Annotated in this window: 14 protein-coding genes; 8 read left to right on the plus strand and 6 right to left on the minus strand. The window is 72.8% G+C overall.

What is annotated here, in order from left to right; all coding sequences use genetic code 11:
• Window positions 1–79: 79 nt before the first annotated feature.
• The gene (locus tag IE153_RS11125) at window positions 80–697 is read right to left on the minus strand and encodes a TetR/AcrR family transcriptional regulator (protein ID WP_189589550.1); all 618 of its coding nucleotides are present in this window, start codon (window positions 695–697) and stop codon (window positions 80–82) included.
• On the minus strand, window positions 694–1,290 hold the full coding sequence (locus IE153_RS11130) for a hypothetical protein (protein ID WP_189589551.1): 597 nt from the start codon (window positions 1,288–1,290) through the stop codon (window positions 694–696). The genes IE153_RS11125 and IE153_RS11130 overlap by 4 nt, the downstream gene beginning before the upstream one ends.
• Before the next feature lie 154 nt (window positions 1,291–1,444).
• Between IE153_RS11130 and hmgA the strand changes: the two genes are divergently transcribed.
• From hmgA to IE153_RS11145, 3 genes are all read left to right on the plus strand, one after another.
• Complete coding sequence (hmgA, locus tag IE153_RS11135; protein ID WP_189589552.1) at window positions 1,445–2,824, plus strand: homogentisate 1,2-dioxygenase; 1,380 nt, start codon at window positions 1,445–1,447, stop codon at window positions 2,822–2,824.
• Between the two features lie 43 nt (window positions 2,825–2,867).
• Window positions 2,868–3,617, plus strand: coding sequence for a GntR family transcriptional regulator (locus tag IE153_RS11140; RefSeq protein WP_189589553.1), 750 nt, complete (start codon window positions 2,868–2,870; stop codon window positions 3,615–3,617).
• 94 nt (window positions 3,618–3,711) lie between these two features.
• Window positions 3,712–4,869, plus strand: coding sequence for a type ISP restriction/modification enzyme (locus IE153_RS11145; RefSeq protein WP_189589554.1), 1,158 nt, complete (start codon window positions 3,712–3,714; stop codon window positions 4,867–4,869).
• A gap of 24 nt (window positions 4,870–4,893) precedes the next feature.
• On the opposite strand, the gene IE153_RS11150 is transcribed toward IE153_RS11145, so the two are convergent.
• Window positions 4,894–5,619 (minus strand): TetR/AcrR family transcriptional regulator, encoded by a 726-nt coding sequence (locus tag IE153_RS11150; RefSeq protein WP_189589555.1) that lies wholly within the window; start codon window positions 5,617–5,619, stop codon window positions 4,894–4,896.
• A 63-nt stretch (window positions 5,620–5,682) separates the two neighbouring features.
• Between IE153_RS11150 and IE153_RS11155 the strand changes: the two genes are divergently transcribed.
• Window positions 5,683–6,648 (plus strand): ATP-binding cassette domain-containing protein, encoded by a 966-nt coding sequence (locus tag IE153_RS11155; RefSeq protein ID WP_189589556.1) that lies wholly within the window; start codon window positions 5,683–5,685, stop codon window positions 6,646–6,648.
• On the plus strand, window positions 6,645–7,427 hold the full coding sequence (locus IE153_RS11160; RefSeq protein ID WP_189589557.1) for an ABC transporter permease: 783 nt from the start codon (window positions 6,645–6,647) through the stop codon (window positions 7,425–7,427). The genes IE153_RS11155 and IE153_RS11160 overlap by 4 nt, the downstream gene beginning before the upstream one ends.
• 178 nt (window positions 7,428–7,605) lie before the next feature.
• Here the strand turns inward: IE153_RS11160 and IE153_RS11165 are convergent, their stop codons facing one another.
• The 3 genes from IE153_RS11165 to IE153_RS11175 form a co-directional block, all read right to left on the minus strand.
• Window positions 7,606–7,872: a hypothetical protein gene (locus tag IE153_RS11165; RefSeq protein ID WP_030850794.1), complete on the minus strand. Its 267-nt coding sequence runs from the start codon at window positions 7,870–7,872 to the stop codon at window positions 7,606–7,608.
• 126 nt (window positions 7,873–7,998) lie between these two features.
• Window positions 7,999–8,817 (minus strand): anti-sigma factor, encoded by an 819-nt coding sequence (locus IE153_RS11170; RefSeq protein ID WP_189589558.1) that lies wholly within the window; start codon window positions 8,815–8,817, stop codon window positions 7,999–8,001.
• Window positions 8,814–9,356: a sigma-70 family RNA polymerase sigma factor gene (locus IE153_RS11175; RefSeq protein ID WP_030850800.1), complete on the minus strand. Its 543-nt coding sequence runs from the start codon at window positions 9,354–9,356 to the stop codon at window positions 8,814–8,816. The genes IE153_RS11170 and IE153_RS11175 overlap by 4 nt, the downstream gene beginning before the upstream one ends.
• Before the next feature lie 227 nt (window positions 9,357–9,583).
• Here IE153_RS11175 and IE153_RS11180 point away from each other — a divergent pair, with 227 nt between their 5' ends.
• The 3 genes from IE153_RS11180 to IE153_RS11190 all read left to right on the plus strand — a co-directional run bounded on the left by IE153_RS11180 (window position 9,584) and on the right by IE153_RS11190 (window position 14,443).
• Complete coding sequence (locus tag IE153_RS11180; protein WP_189589559.1) at window positions 9,584–11,116, plus strand: DUF4331 domain-containing protein; 1,533 nt, start codon at window positions 9,584–9,586, stop codon at window positions 11,114–11,116.
• Between the two features lie 106 nt (window positions 11,117–11,222).
• Entirely contained in the window at window positions 11,223–12,842 is a 1,620-nt protein-coding gene (locus tag IE153_RS11185; protein WP_189589560.1) for a tetratricopeptide repeat protein, read from the plus strand.
• Window positions 12,839–14,443 (plus strand): HoxN/HupN/NixA family nickel/cobalt transporter, encoded by a 1,605-nt coding sequence (locus tag IE153_RS11190; RefSeq protein WP_189589561.1) that lies wholly within the window; start codon window positions 12,839–12,841, stop codon window positions 14,441–14,443. The genes IE153_RS11185 and IE153_RS11190 overlap by 4 nt, the downstream gene beginning before the upstream one ends.
• Window positions 14,444–14,476 lie beyond the last annotated feature (33 nt).

The following is a 14,476-nucleotide window of genomic DNA, read 5'->3' on the forward strand; positions in this document are numbered from 1 at the left end:
GGGGATTCGGTCGGTCGGGCAGCGGAGACCCTCGGGGGATTCGGTCGGTCGGGCAGCGGAGACCCTCGGGGGATCCAGGTCAGTCGAGCACCCGGGCCAGATAGGCCCGCAGCATCTCCCGGGCCTCGTCGATGATCCGCTCGTCCCCCTCCGGCGCGACCCGGAATGCCAGGTGCACGAGGGTGTCGGCGGTCTCGACGGCGATGAGGAAGACGCGGCGCAGATTCTCGTCGGGCTCGCGGTCCAGGTATCCGGAGAGGAGCTCGGTGAGGCGGTCGGCGACGCGGCGGTTGGGTTCGGCGCGGGCACCGACCGGGATCTGGTTGCCGAAGTCGACGAGGGAGAAGCCGGGCGCGGTGCGCTTCATCTCCAGGTACTCGTCGAGCACGACGTCCATGGCCGTGCGCCAGCCCTCGTTCTCACCGGTCTGCCGCAGGCGCTCGGTGACGCGCACGGTGTACCGCTCCAGGTTGCGCTGCGCCAGCGCGTCGGCCATCTGGCGCTTGTTGCCGAAGAAGCGGTAGACCGAACCGATCGGGACCGAGGCCCGCTGGGCTACGGCACGGGTGCTCAGGGCGTCGTAGCCGACCTCGTCGAGGAGATCGGCGCAGGCGTCGAGGATCCGGGTCAGACGTTCGGCACTGCGCCGCTGCACGGGCGCACGACGGAGCGATGTCGCGGGGGGCACGGGCTTCATGATGCCCCTCCGGCGCGGCCGGGTGAACCTCGCCCCCCGGTGCCCGCGCCCTGCGTCCGGGCCTTGCGCCGGGAGGCCGTGTCCGGCGAGACGCCCGGGCCGGGCTCCGAGGACGTGATGTCGGCCGTGCTCTCCACGGGCTTTCCGTCCACCGCCCACACGGTGCCGTCGTCGGCGTAGAGGCGGGCCGTGACGCGGTGGGTGCCGCGCGGCACGAGGCGGGTGTCCAGGCGGTAGGCGGAGGCGCGCAGCCGGGCGACGGGACGGCCGTCGACGAAGAGGCGCGCGAGACCCCGTCCGGCCACCGCGCGGGCCGCCGCACCGGCCGGAGAGAAGCGGAAGTTCCGCACGCTCAGGCGCACGTCCCAGCCGCCGGCGGCGTCGGGCTGCACCTCGATGCCGACGTCGGGGGCCTCCTCCTGGCCGACCTCGCGATAGGGCCGCCCCTCCTGGTCCCGGTCCTCAAGGATCTTGCCCACCGGTGTCGCCGACCCGGCACCCTCCCGGGCGTCGCCGGAGCCGCAGCCCGCGGATCCGGCCAGCAGGAGGACACAGACCGCGAGCGCGGCAAGGGGTCTCCGTGTCCACGTCATGTCCGGGAGCGTAGAACACACGTCCGGCCCGGCGGATCGTTCTCAAGTCGGGTTCAGGTCATCCGTCGAGAGGATGCCGCGCGCCCCTCTTGCGTCGGGGAAATCGCAATCCTACGGTACTGCATAGGAATCAAACGGCAAGGGAGCAGCGATCATGGGCGATGGGGGCACCACCCGCGCGAGCGGGTTCGAGCCTGGAGGAGCGCGGAAGACCGCCGAAGGGCTGACCTACCTCTCCGGCTTCGGCAACGAGCACAGCTCGGAGGCCGTCCCGGGCGCGCTGCCCGAAGGCCGCAACTCGCCCCAGCGGGCCCCGCTCGGGCTGTACGCGGAGCAGCTGAGCGGTTCGGCGTTCACCGAACCGCGGGCGCACAACCGCCGCTCGTGGCTGTACCGGATCCGCCCCTCGGCGGCGCACCCGGCGTTCACCCGGACCCACAGCGGCTCGATCCGCACCGCCCCCTTCACCCAGACCGTGCCCGACCCCAACCGCCTGCGCTGGAACCCGCTGCCCGACCCGGCGCCCGAGACCGACTTCCTGGCGGGCCTGTGGACCCTGGGCGGCAACGGTGACGCCACCCAGCGGACCGGCATCGCCGTGCACCTCTACTCGGCCAACGCCTCGATGGACCGGGTGTTCAGCGACGCCGACGGAGAGTTGCTGATCGTCCCGGAGCGCGGCGGGCTGCTGCTGCACACCGAGTTCGGGCTGCTCCATGTGGAGCCGGGACATGTGGCGCTCGTTCCCCGTGGGGTCCGCTTCCGTGTGGAGCTCCTGGACACGGCGTCCGACGGCGGGCAGAGCCCGACGGCCCGCGGCTATGTGTGCGAGAACTACGGCGCCCCCTTCCGCCTCCCCGACCTGGGTCCGATCGGCGCCAACGGGCTCGCCAACCCCCGGGACTTCCGCGCACCGGTGGCGGCGTACGAGGACGTCGAGGGCCCGGTGGAGGTGGTGAACAAGTTCTGCGGCAACCTGTGGACGGCCACCTACGACCACTCCCCGCTCGACGTCGTCGCCTGGCACGGCAACCATGTGCCGTACGTCTATGACCTGCGGCGCTTCAATGTGCTCGGCACCATCACCTACGACCACCCCGACCCGTCGATCTTCACGGTGCTGACGTCCCCGTCGGACACCCCGGGGCTGGCCGGTGTCGACTTCGTGGTGTTCGCGCCGCGCTGGCTGGTGGGCGAGGACACGTTCCGGCCGCCGTACTTCCACCGGAACGTGATGACCGAGTACATGGGCCTGATCGAGGGCGCGTACGACGCGAAGACGGCCGGAAAGGGGGGTTTCGTGCCGGGCGGCGGTTCGCTGCACAACATGATGTCGGCGCACGGCCCGGACCGGGAGACGTTCGACCGGGCGAGCGCCGCGGAGCTGAAGCCACAGAAGATCGACGACGGTCTGGCGTTCATGTTCGAGACGCGCTGGCCACTCACCCTCACCCCGCACGCGGCACGCGCGGAACACCTCCAGCAGCGCTACGACGACGTCTGGCAGGGCCTGGAGCGGCACTTCCGCCCCTAGGGGGCCCCTTGCACTGATCATTTCCTACCGGTACGGATGGCCCGTGACCTCCTTCGCCCCGGATTCCATCGTCCTGAACCGCAAGCTGCCGCTGTGGTACCAGGTGTCGCAGTCGCTGCGCGCCTCGATCCTCGGCCGCTCGCCCCAGGACCCGCTGCGGCTGCCCACCGAGGAGCAGCTGGCCGGGCACTACGGCGTGAGCGTGCTGACGATGCGGCAGGCGTTGAAGGAGCTGGAGGACGAGGGGCTGATCTCGCGCCACCGCAGGCGGGGCACGTTCATCGAGCCGCACGCGCGCCGGGGTTCCCCGGTGCGCCTGCTCGGCTCGGTGGACGCCATCGTGGCCCAGCAGTCCGGCATGACGACCGAACTGCTGGACCACGGCAGCGCGTCCGTGCCGGGCGAACTCGCCGAGTTCTTCCCGGATGTCCGGGAGGTGTCGACGTACCACCGGCTGCGCAGCGACGAGAAGACCGGTGAGCCGACGAACCACGCCCGCAACTACGTGCGCCCCGAACTGGCCGCGCGGATCGACCTGGACGACCTCGTCCGGTGGCCCATGACCAAGGTGCTGCGGGACGCGGTGGGGGCGGACATCAGCCGCATCACGGACACGGTGGAGGCGCGGCTGGCCGACCCGGAGACCTCGAAGCTGCTCCAAGTCCCCCTGCTGAGCCCGATCCTGCACTACACCGGGGTGACGTACGACGCCGACGGACGGCCTCTGGACGTGGCCGTCATCCACTACCGGGGGGACCGGTTCTCCTTCACGGTGACCCTGGACGCCACGTGAGCGCTCCGCTGGAAGCACCGCGTCCGTCGGCGCGCCGGTGGGGGCCGGTGGCGCCGTTCCCCGCGCCCCTCAGGGGCGCTGGATACGTCGTACGATGCCCAGCGTGACGCACGACGACGCTCCGCTGCTGGCGGACCTCATGCCGTGGTCCGTCGCACCGCCGCGGCTCGGCCGGGGCTGGCCGGCGGCCCCCGACGCGGGGTCCCTGAAGGCCCGCTGGGACGCCCTGGTCAAGGCCGAGGGCCCCGACCGCGAGTCGCTGTTCGAGCCGACGCGGTCGCGCACGCTGCACACGGCGGTCGGCCGGTTGCCGGGCCGGAGCGGCAGCGGCGGCACGGAGAAGCTGGTGCGCGCCTCGGGGCCCTGCCCGGAGCCGGTGCGCGTGCTGCTCGCGCCCTACGACGAGCAGTGGCTGATCCCCGACCAGCGGCTGATCGACGCGGCCCGCCCGGAGCTGTGGCGGGTGGCGGACGGGCGGCAGGTCTTCGTGGTGGAGGCGCCCGGGGCCGCCCCTCCCCTGTTCGTCACCTCGCTGCTCCCGCTGCTCCGTCCCGGCCGGGTCCGCCCGCTGTTCCGCCGCCCGGGCGGCGGCGAGCCGAATCTGGCCCCGGGTCTGCTGGAGCACCTGGGCGGCAGGCTGGGCAGCGCCCCGGCGCCGCTGGACGTGCTCGCCTGGATCACGGCCACGGCCCGCCCGGACCTCACCGTCCCGCTCACCGGGGACGCCGACGCGTGGGAGCGGGGTCTGGAGCTGGGGCACCGGATGCTGTGGCTGATGCTCCGTGACGGCGAACGCCCGAAGCTGCCCGGCGGCCGCCGTCCCTATGTCCGCGCTCCGCTGCCCTCCCGGCCCGTGACGCTGCGCTACGACCGGGACGAGGAGGCCCTGTTCCTGGACGAGGGCCGCATCTCCCCGGTGCCGCCGCAGGCCTGGGACTTCGAGGTGGGCGGAGTGCGCGTCCTGGAGCAGTGGTTCGCGACCCGCGTCGCCGTCCCCGAGCCGGGCACGCTGGCGGCGATCCGTCCCGCCACCTGGCCCCAGGTCTGGACGTCGGAGCTGCTGGAGCTGGTCACCGTCCTCGCGCTCCTGGCCGAACTGCGCCCGCTGGAGGAGCCGGAGCTCCCCGACCCGGTCACGGCGTCGGAGCTGGGCAAGGCCGGCGTCCTCCCGGTGCCGAGCGCGGCCCGCCGCCCGGCGTCGGTGCTGGAGGGGCCCGAGGAGGGCCCCGAGGGGCAACTGGCGCTGCTCTAGCCGCGCCAGCTGCTTTAGGCCGCGCTAGCCGCTTTGGCGCGACTCGGGGTCGAAGGCGTCCAGGACGCGTTCGAGCGCCCGTCTGAACACGGCCTCCAGGTCGACCGGCCCGCTCTGCTCCGTGAAGGCCGCCGTCATCCGCGGATAGGCGCCGGTGGCGATCTGGCTGCCGAGATAGGCCATGCGGACCGCGTTCTCCTCCTCCGCCGTCCACGGCATCGAGCGGGTGCGCTCTGCGGTCGCGATCTCGTTCCCGGTGTAGGTCGTCACGACGCCGTTGAGGAGCGCGATCAGTTCCGTCTTCGTGCCGGCCGGCACGTCGAGCGGTTCGAGACAGGCCAGGCAGTGCTCCAAGTAGCGCAGGGTGTTGGGGCTGAAGCCGAACACCCCCGGCATCAGACGCGGCACCCAGGTGTGGCGGTACATGATCGCGCGCGTCTCCTCCGCGTTGCGGAGCATGTCGGCGCGCCAGTCGCCGGTGGGCTCGAACATCTCGTGCTCGGCGCCGACGGCGTCGATCATCAGCTCGTACAGGTCCTCCTTGCGGGGGACGTAGTTGTACAGCGACATGGTGCCGCAGCCCAGTTCGGTGGCGACATGGCGCATCGTCACCCCGTCCAGCCCGTCCGCGTCGGCGATCCGCACCGCCGCCGCCGCGATGTCGGCGCGGGTGAACGCCGGCTTCGGCCCGCGGCCGGTGCGCTCGGGGCGCGCCCAGATCACTTCGGGTACGGCCGCTCGGCCCGCCATCGATCATCACCTCGACCACCATCCTAGTTACGTACAGCGTACGTAGTGCGCTATGGTCATGCCATGACTTCTACGTACGCTGTACTTAGTGAAGGTCTGGAGAAGCGGTTCGGGGAGGTCCATGCCCTGCGGGGGCTGGACCTCGCGATCGCCGAGGGGACGGTCTGCGGGGTCCTCGGGCCGAACGGGGCGGGCAAGACGACGGCCGTACGGCTGTTGACGACGCTGCTGCGGCCGGACGCGGGTTCCGCCCGGGTCGCGGGGCACGACCTCGTTCGCGAGCCCGCCGCCGTACGCGCCCGGATCGGTGTCACCGGGCAGGACACCTCGATCGACGGGGACCTCACCGGGCGCCAGAGCCTCCAGCTGTTCGGCCGGCTGCACCGGGTGCGCGGCCCGGCCGCCCGGACCGCGGACCTCCTCGACCGCTTCGGCCTGGCCGAGGCCGCCGACCGTCCCGCGTCCACCTACTCCGGCGGCATGCGCCGCCGCCTGGACCTCGCGGCGAGCCTGATCCGCCGCCCCGACGTGCTGTTCCTGGACGAGCCGACGACCGGCCTCGACCCGGCCAGCCGCACCCTCATCTGGGACGTGGTGCGCGGCCTGACCGCCGAGGGCACGACCGTGCTGCTCACCACCCAGTACCTGGAGGAGGCCGACCAACTGGCCGACGACATCGCTCTGGTGGACCGGGGCCGGGTCGCGCACACCGGGTCCCCGGCACAGCTCAAGTCGCTCGTCGGGGCGCACGCCGAGGTCGTCGTGCCGGACGCGGACGTGCTCGCGAGGGCCGCGGCCGTACTCGACCGGCTGACGGGCGCGCAGCCGTCGTTCGACCACGAGCGCAACGCCGTCGGCGCGGTCAGCAAGGACCCGACGCTCACGATCCCGCTGCTGGTGCGCGCCCTGGACACGGCGGGCGTGCCACTGCTCGACGTGAGCCTGCGCCCGCCGACCCTCGACGACGTGTTCCTGCGCCTGACGGAGACCTCGACCGAGACGACCGACGAGAAGGAGCGTGCCGCATGAGCATGCTGGCGTACGACGGGACCGCCATGCTGGGCCGCCAGCTGCTGCGGATGCGGAACAACCCGGGGCTGCTGATCCTCACCCAGGTCATGCCGATCAGCATGCTGCTGTTCTTCGGCTACGTCTTCGGCAGCGCGCTGGCGGTACCGGGCGAGGCGTACCGGTCGTTCCTGGTGCCGGGCCTGCTGGTGGCGACCGCCTCGGGCGGGATCATGACCGGCATGTTCCAGGCGGCCGGGGACACGCACCGGGGCGTGACGAACCGCTTCCGTACGCTGCCGATGAGCCGGGCGGCGGTGCCGCTGGGGCAGGCCGCGGCGGACCTCGTGGCCACGGCCGCGGGGACCGTGCCGTTCCTGCTGGTGGGCCTCGCCGTGGGCTGGCGGATCGAGGGCAGCCCGCTCGCGGCTCTGGGGGCGTTCGCGCTGCTGCTGCTGTTCCGCTTCGCGTGCACCTGGGCCGGGATCTACCTCGGCCTGCTCACCCGCAACGAGGAGGCGGCCGGTCAGCTGGGCGGTGCGACCTTCCTGCTGCCGCTGCTGTCCAGCGCCTACATCCCGACGAGCGGGCTGCCGGGCTGGCTGCGGACGGTCGCGGAGTGGAATCCGATCAGCGCGGTGGCCACGGCCCTGCGGGACCTCTTCGGCAACGCGCCGGTGCCCGACGGGGCGGCCTGGCCGGTGGCCCACCCGGTCGCGGGGTCGCTGCTGTGGTGCGCCGTACTGCTCGGGGTGTTCGTGCCGCTGGCCGTGCGCCAGTACGCGCACGGGGAGCGGTGAACGGGCGGCCTGAGCCGCGGACGTGGCCCCCGGTCACTGCCGGGCGGGGATGAGGCACCGACAGGGGGCGTGCCGCGCTCGGGAACACACCTGGCGTCGCTGCGAAGCCGCGGGGATGACGGACGACGAGTGTCGCAGCGCTGCGCCAGGGGCGGTGTGACCGCCCGAGCGCGGACCCCTACCTGCTGCCGAACAGCGAGCGGCGCAGTCGGCGCAGCGGCGCGAAGAGCGAGACGCGACGCACGCGCGCGCCCCTGCCACTGCGGTCGTGCGGCTGACGCGCGGTCAGTTCCCGCATCAGCGAGGTCGCCTCGACCGTCTCCCGCTGGGGGACGGCAGGGCCGCCCAGCACCGAGAGGTGGCGGTCGAGGCGCGAACTGGTCGCGCTGCTCCCGCAGGTGATCGCAGGGACCCTGGCCCTGCTGCGCACTGTTATCTGATCCATGTCACTCCCCACCCGTACGAGTCCACCCGGCCCGGGCAGGTTAACCCTATCGCCCCGTCCGGGCACTCGTGTATCGCGGTCACAGGATTCACCTTCCCCATAAGGGGGTTGACGATGTATCTCCGATTACTCTCCGAATCCAACAGATTTCAGGGCGAGTTGGACGATCGGCTGGGTAGTGGGCTGCGACGATCCCCCGCCGGGCTCGACGGTCACGGCCAGTGACGTCGCGGAGGTGCCCAAACCCGTTGCGACCAGGGGCGTGTCGCCCTCGAAGAGCCCGAGGGAGCGTGGTTGCGCGCCCGGGCGCATGAGCCACAACTGGTGCACGCGGCCGCCCGTGGGCGTTCCGTATCCGCCGAGGGTGATCACCGCGCTCCCCTCCGTGGCCGAAGCGACCACTCCGATGGTGCGGCCCCGGCCGTCCCGGCCACTGCTCGCACGGGCGTCCGGAGCTGCCAGAACGTGGGCGATCTCACGTGACCGATCTTGCTCGGCGGTCAGCCGGTCCTGGGTCCGGTTCGCCTGCACGGCGAACAGCGAGGCGACGACGAGGGCCGCGGCGGCGGTGGCTGTGGCGAAGGGCACGAACAGCGGGATCCGGCGCCGCTGCCGCTGCCGTGGCGGCGGCTGGTTGCCCCAGACGTGCGGCGGCAGCTGCGTCGCCCGCGTCCGGGCCGGCTCACGCGCCGCGCCCTGGGGCGCCGGGTCCTGCGGAGTCGTCCGTACGGCGAGCATGACCCGGTCGCGCAGCGCGGCCGGGGGCGGGGCGGTGGTGGACCAGGCGAGCCGGACGGCGTCCTCGGTCAGGGCGCGCACCTCGGCGGCGCAGCGGTCGCAGTCCCGAAGGTGCTTCCGGAAGCGGACCCGCTCCGGGGGTTCGAGGGCGTCCAGCGCGTAGGGCGCGGCGAGCGAGTGAAGGTCCTCGCGGCGGAAGAGGCTCATGCCACTCCTCCCAGGCACTCGCGCATCCGGGTCAGCCCGTCCCGCATGCGCGTCTTGACGGTGCCCAGCGGCAGGGAGAGCTGCTCGGCCACTTCACGGTACGTGTAGCCCTCGTAGTAGGCGAGGGTGACCGACTGGCGTTGCAGCACGGTGAGCCGGTCCAGGCAGCGGCGCACCCACTCGCGTTCGAGGCCGGCCTCGACCTCCTCAGTGACCTGGTCGAAGGCGGGCTGGTTCGCGCGCAGTGCCTCGCGCTGCTCGCGCTCCCCGGCCGCCCGGGCGCTGCGGACCCGGTCGACGGCGCGGCGGTGGGCGAGGGTGAGGATCCAGGACATCGCGCTGCCCCGGCCGGGGTCGAACTTCGCCGCGGAGCGCCACAGTTCGAGCAGCACCTCCTGAGCCACCTCCTCCGACTGGGCGGGGTCGCGCACCACGCGCCGTACGAGTCCGAACACCGGGCCGGACACCACTCCGTACAGCTCCTCGAACGCCTTCTGGTCCCCACCTGCCACGAGCAGCAGCAGCTCGTCCGCCTCCACTCGGTCCCCCTCTCCGAGGCCGCACCGGGCCTGTCCCCTCACGCGAGGCATTCGCAACGCACACACCTCCGGACGGTGTTACGGATCAGCGCGCCGAAAACGCGGGTCGCCCGGCGATGAAACAACTTTCCCCACTCGCCGTAAGAACGTTTGAGATTCGACCAATCCGCTCTGCCGACCACTCCGAATGGCGTGTGTCAGGCAAGTTGGCACCGAGGACGGACGGCATGACACCTACCTTCAGGACCGGCGCGGGGCGCCGGAGCATCGCGACCGTGATCTGTGGTGCGCTGGCCACCGGCGGGCTCGCCGCCGCCGGTGTGACCGCGCTGGCCCCTGAGGAGGCCTCCGCCTCCAGCCACCGCGAAGCCCCGCTGATCTCGGGGACCCCGCAGTACGACAACACCGACGTGTACGCGTTCGTCAGCCCGGACAAGCCGGACACGACGACCATCGTCGCGAACTGGATCCCCTTCGAGGAACCGGCCGGCGGGCCCAACTTCTTCCCGTTCGCCGAGGACGCCCAGTACGACCTGCGCATCGACAGCAACGGGGACGCGCAGGAAGACCTGCTGTTCCGGTACACGTTCAAGACTCATACGAAGAACGACAAGACGTTCCTCTACAACACGGGCCCGGTCGAGAGCCTCGACGACCCCGACCTCAACATCACGCAGACGTACGACCTCGAACTGATCAAGCTGAAGAACCTCAAGGCCGTGTCGAAGACCAAGGTCGCCGACGACGTGCCGGTGGCGCCGTCGAACGTGGGCAAGGCGTCGATGCCGGACTACCACACCCTGCGCAAGCAGGCGGTCCACAAACTCGCCGGGGGCGCCCAGACGTTCGCCGGGCAGGCCGACGACCCGTTCTTCCTGGACCTGCGCGTCTTCGACCTGCTGTACGGCGGGAACCTCTCCGAGGTCGGCAACGACACCCTCAAGGGCTACAACGTCAACTCGATCGCCCTCCAGGTGCCCAACAGCTTCATCACCGAGTCGCACGAGCAGCCGGTCGTCGGCGTCTGGTCGACGACCCAGCGCAAGAACGCCAAGGGCTACTTCTCCCAGGTGTCGCGCCTGGGCAACCCGCTGGTGAACGAGGTCGTCAACCCGCTGAAGGACAAGGACAAGTTCAACGCGTCCACGCCGCGGGACGACGCCGAGTTCCTGGAGAACGTCACCAACCCGGAGCTGCCCAAGCTCATCGAGGCGATCTACAAGATCCCGGCGCCGGCCGAGCCGCGCAACGACCTGGTCGACGTCTTCCTCAAGGGCGTCAAGGACCTCAACCAGCCGCCGCACGTGACGCCGTCGGAGCAGCTGCGGCTCAACACGTCCATCAAGCCGGCCGCCAAGCCCAAGCGGCTGGGCGTCCTGGACGGTGACAACGCGGGCTTCCCGAACGGCCGTCGCCTCAGCGACGACGTGATCGACGCCTCGCTCCAGGTCGTCGAGGGCGAACTGCTGGGCGCGAAGAACGACCTCGGTGACGCGGTCGACAAGAACGACAAGAAGTTCGAGAAGTCCTTCCCGTACGTGGCCCTGCCGACCGAGGGTTCGCGCGGCCCGCTCGCCAAGGGCGTGGACGGCGGCAACGACGTCCGCAGCCAGCTGGGCGACGCCCTCCAGCCGGCCGGCGCCGAGGGTTCGGACGACACGCGCCTGATGGCCGCCTCCGCGGGCGCCGGGGCGGGCGGCATCGTCCTGATCGGCGCGGCCCTGATGTGGTGGCGCCGCATGCGGAACCGGGCCTACTGACCCGCTCCGCACTCACGAACCGGCGCGGCCCGTTCCCCGTCCCCCACGGCGCGGGCCGCGCCGCCGACTCCACTCCCCCACCAGCACATCCGATCGAGGAGAGGTCATGCCTCCGCGTACGACCGACAGCACACCGGAGAGGCCCGACGACGACCACGCGCCGTCGACGGCCCCGGAGCCCTGCGCCGGTGACGACGCGCGCACCCCTCCTCCGGCCGGCGAAGGCGAGGCCGAGGGCAAGGCCGACGTCGAGGCCGAGGGCAAGGCCGACGTCGAGGCCGAGGGCAAGGCCGACGTCGAGGCCGAGGGCAAGGAAGAGAAAGGGGACAAGGCCGAGGCCGACTCCGGTCAGCGGGTCGTCGCGGTGCGGCGGGCCGCCGACGGGGGGCGGCGGTGGCGGGCTCTGCATCTGGCGGGGTGTGCCGTGCTGCTGGCGGTCGCGGTGACCGGTGGGGCCATCGCGGCCGGGGGTGGGCAGGACCGCGGGGCCGGGGTCGACGCCGTCTCGGCGGCCGGGGCGTTGTCGCCCGGCGATCTCGCCCGGGGGGATCTCGACGCGGGAATCGCCTCCCTGCAGAAGCATCTCCGGGCCCAGCCCAAGGACTTCGGCAGCTGGGCCACCCTCGGGATCGCCTACGTCGAGCAGGCCCGCACGAAGGGCGACCCCTCCCGGTATCCGCAGGCGCAGCGCGCCCTGAAGCGGTCCCTCGGGCTGGAGCCCGGCAACGACCAGGCCCTGGCGGGGCAGGCCGCCCTCGCCGCCGCGCGGCACGACTTCCCCGGCGCCCTGACCCACGCCGACCGGGCCCTGAAGCAGAACCCCTACAACGAACGCGCCCTGTGCACCCGTATCGACGCCCTCGTCGAACTCGGCCGGTACGACGACGCCGCGAAGGCCGCCGACACCGCCGACGACAGGCGCCCCGGGATCCCCGTCTTCACGCGGTACGCGTACGTGCGCGAGCTGCGCGGCGACGTCCGCACGGCGCGTGAGGTGCTGGAGCGCGCCCTGAGCTCGGCGCACGCGCCGGCCGACGTCGCGTACGTCGCCACCGCCCTCGGCCAACTCGACTGGAACCAGGGCGAGTACAAGACGGCCCTCGACCACTACGCCCGTGCCCTCGCCGCCGACGACGCGTACCTGCCCGCCCTGGAGGGCCGCGCCCGCGCCCAGGCCGCGAGCGGGGAGCGGACGGCGGCCGTGCGGGGGCTGGAGCAGGTCGTCGGCCGGTTCCCGCTCCCCGGCCCGCTCGTCGCCCTCGGCGAGCTGTACGAGGACCGCGGCGCCGACGGCGACCGGGCGAAGGCCGGCGACCAGTACGCCCTCGTCGACGCCTGGACGGCCCTCGCCCGCGCCGGCGGCGCCAACACCGACCTCGAGACGGCCCTGGCCGCCGCCGACCACGGCGACGAGAAGGAGGCCCTGCGCGCCGCCCGCGCCGAGTGGGACCGCCGCCACAGCGTGCACACCGCGGACGCCCTCGCCTGGGCCCTGCACGTCAACGGCCGGGACGAGGAGGCCCTGCCGTACGCCCGCCGGGCGACCGCCACCGGCTACCGCAACGCCGTCTTCCTCTACCACCGCGGCGTCATCGAGCGCGCCACCGGCGACAAGCGCGAGGCCCGCACGCACCTGAAGGCCGCGCTGGACCTGAACCCCGGCTTCTCGCCGCTCGGCGCACGTGAGGCCCGTACCGCACTCAAGGACCTGGAGGGGAACCGGTGACCCTGCGCCGGCTGTTCGCGTCCGGCGCCGCCGTCCTCACGGCCGCCTGCGCGCTCACCCTGCTGCCCGCCGCCACGGCGAGCGCCCACCCGCTGGGCAACTTCACCGTCAACCGCTACGACGGCCTGGTCGCGGCCCCCGGCGAGCTGCGCGTCCATCACGTCGAGGACCTCGCCGAGATCCCGGCGACCCAGGCCGGGCCGGACATCGAGAGGCTGGGCATCGCCATGTGGGCCCGCGAGCGGTGCGCCACGGCCGCCGAGGACAGCCGCGCGACCGTCGACGGACGCGCGGTCGCCCTCACCGCCGAGCGCAGCCACGCGCGCGTGCGGCCCGGGCAGGCGGGGCTCGACACCCTCCGTGTGGAGTGCGAGCTGACCGCGCCGCTCCCGTCGGGCGAGAAGACCCTGTCCCTCGGCTTCCGCGGCGCGGGTGCCTCGACCGGCCCGGGCTGGCGGGAGATCACGGCGCGGGGCGACCGTATGACGCTCGCGGCCTCGGACGTGCCGGAGAAGTCGATATCGGACGAGCTGACCAGCTACCCGGAGGAGTTGCTGTCCTCCCCGGCCGACACCGCATCGGCCGCCCTGCGGGTGCGCCCCGGCGGCGCCGCCCTGGCCGAGGAGGAGTCGGACGCCCCCGCGGCCTCCGTGCTCCCGCGCGGCGCGGACCGCTGGACGCGCGCCCTGGACGACCTGGTGGCCCGGCAGGACCTCACCGCCGGCTTCGCCGCGCTGGCCCTGCTCATCGCCGTCGTCCTGGGTGCGATGCACGCGCTCGCCCCCGGCCACGGCAAGACCATCATGGCCGCGACGGCGGCCGCCCGGGGCGGCCAGGCGAGGATGAAGGACGTCCTGCCCATGGCCGCCTCGGTGACCATCACGCACACCCTGGGCGTGGTCGCCCTGGGCCTGCTGGTCACGGCCGGCTCGGCGGCGGCGCCCTCGGTGATCGCCTGGCTCGGCGTCGCCAGCGGCCTCCTGGTGACGCTGGCGGGCGCGAGCCTGGTCCGCCGCGCCCTGCGCAACCGCGCGCACACCCACCACCCGCACGGTCATCAGCACGGCCACCCTCACGGCCACGGAAGCCACACCCACGACCACGACGGCCACACCCACGACCACGGCCATCACGGCAAGCACGACCACGACCACAAGCACAGCCACGACCACCCGCACGATCACAGCCACCCCCACTCCCACCCCCACACGGTCGAGCACACCCACGGCGGTTCCACCCACAGCCACGCCATCGCCCCCACCCTGCGCGGCACGATCCTCATGGGCTTCGCGGGCGGCCTCGTGCCCAGCCCGTCCGCCGTGGTGGTGCTGGTCGGCGCCGCCGCCCTCGGGCAGGCCTGGTTCGGTCTGCTCCTCGTCGTCGCGTACGGCGTCGGACTGGCGCTCACCCTCACGGCCGCCGGGTACGCCGTCGTCAAGGCGGGCAGCGGCATGACCCGGCTCCTGGACCGGCGCCCCCGCTGGACGGGGGGCCCGATGGCGGCCCTGGTGCGCCGCACCGCACCGCTCGGTTCGGCCTTCGCCGTGGTGGTTCTCGGCGCCGGACTGGTGTTCAAGGGGGCGGCATCCGCACTCGGCTGAGTTACGTTCGTGAGACATCGGGTGTCAGGAGAA

This window comes from Streptomyces massasporeus (assembly GCF_014648995.1).
Taxonomy (GTDB): domain Bacteria; phylum Actinomycetota; class Actinomycetes; order Streptomycetales; family Streptomycetaceae; genus Streptomyces; species Streptomyces massasporeus.

Coding starts and splice junctions, on each gene's coding strand:
- IE153_RS11125 (WP_189589550.1), bottom strand. CDS start 697: ATGAAGCCCGTGCCCCCCGCGACATCGCTCCGTCGTGCGCCCGTGCAG.
- IE153_RS11130 (WP_189589551.1), bottom strand. CDS start 1,290: ATGACGTGGACACGGAGACCCCTTGCCGCGCTCGCGGTCTGTGTCCTC.
- hmgA (WP_189589552.1), top strand. CDS start 1,445: ATGGGCGATGGGGGCACCACCCGCGCGAGCGGGTTCGAGCCTGGAGGA.
- IE153_RS11145 (WP_189589554.1), top strand. CDS start 3,712: ATGCCCAGCGTGACGCACGACGACGCTCCGCTGCTGGCGGACCTCATG.
- IE153_RS11150 (WP_189589555.1), bottom strand. CDS start 5,619: ATGGCGGGCCGAGCGGCCGTACCCGAAGTGATCTGGGCGCGCCCCGAG.
- IE153_RS11155 (WP_189589556.1), top strand. CDS start 5,683: ATGACTTCTACGTACGCTGTACTTAGTGAAGGTCTGGAGAAGCGGTTC.
- IE153_RS11160 (WP_189589557.1), top strand. CDS start 6,645: ATGAGCATGCTGGCGTACGACGGGACCGCCATGCTGGGCCGCCAGCTG.
- IE153_RS11165 (WP_030850794.1), bottom strand. CDS start 7,872: ATGGATCAGATAACAGTGCGCAGCAGGGCCAGGGTCCCTGCGATCACC.
- IE153_RS11170 (WP_189589558.1), bottom strand. CDS start 8,817: ATGAGCCTCTTCCGCCGCGAGGACCTTCACTCGCTCGCCGCGCCCTAC.
- IE153_RS11180 (WP_189589559.1), top strand. CDS start 9,584: ATGACACCTACCTTCAGGACCGGCGCGGGGCGCCGGAGCATCGCGACC.
- IE153_RS11185 (WP_189589560.1), top strand. CDS start 11,223: ATGCCTCCGCGTACGACCGACAGCACACCGGAGAGGCCCGACGACGAC.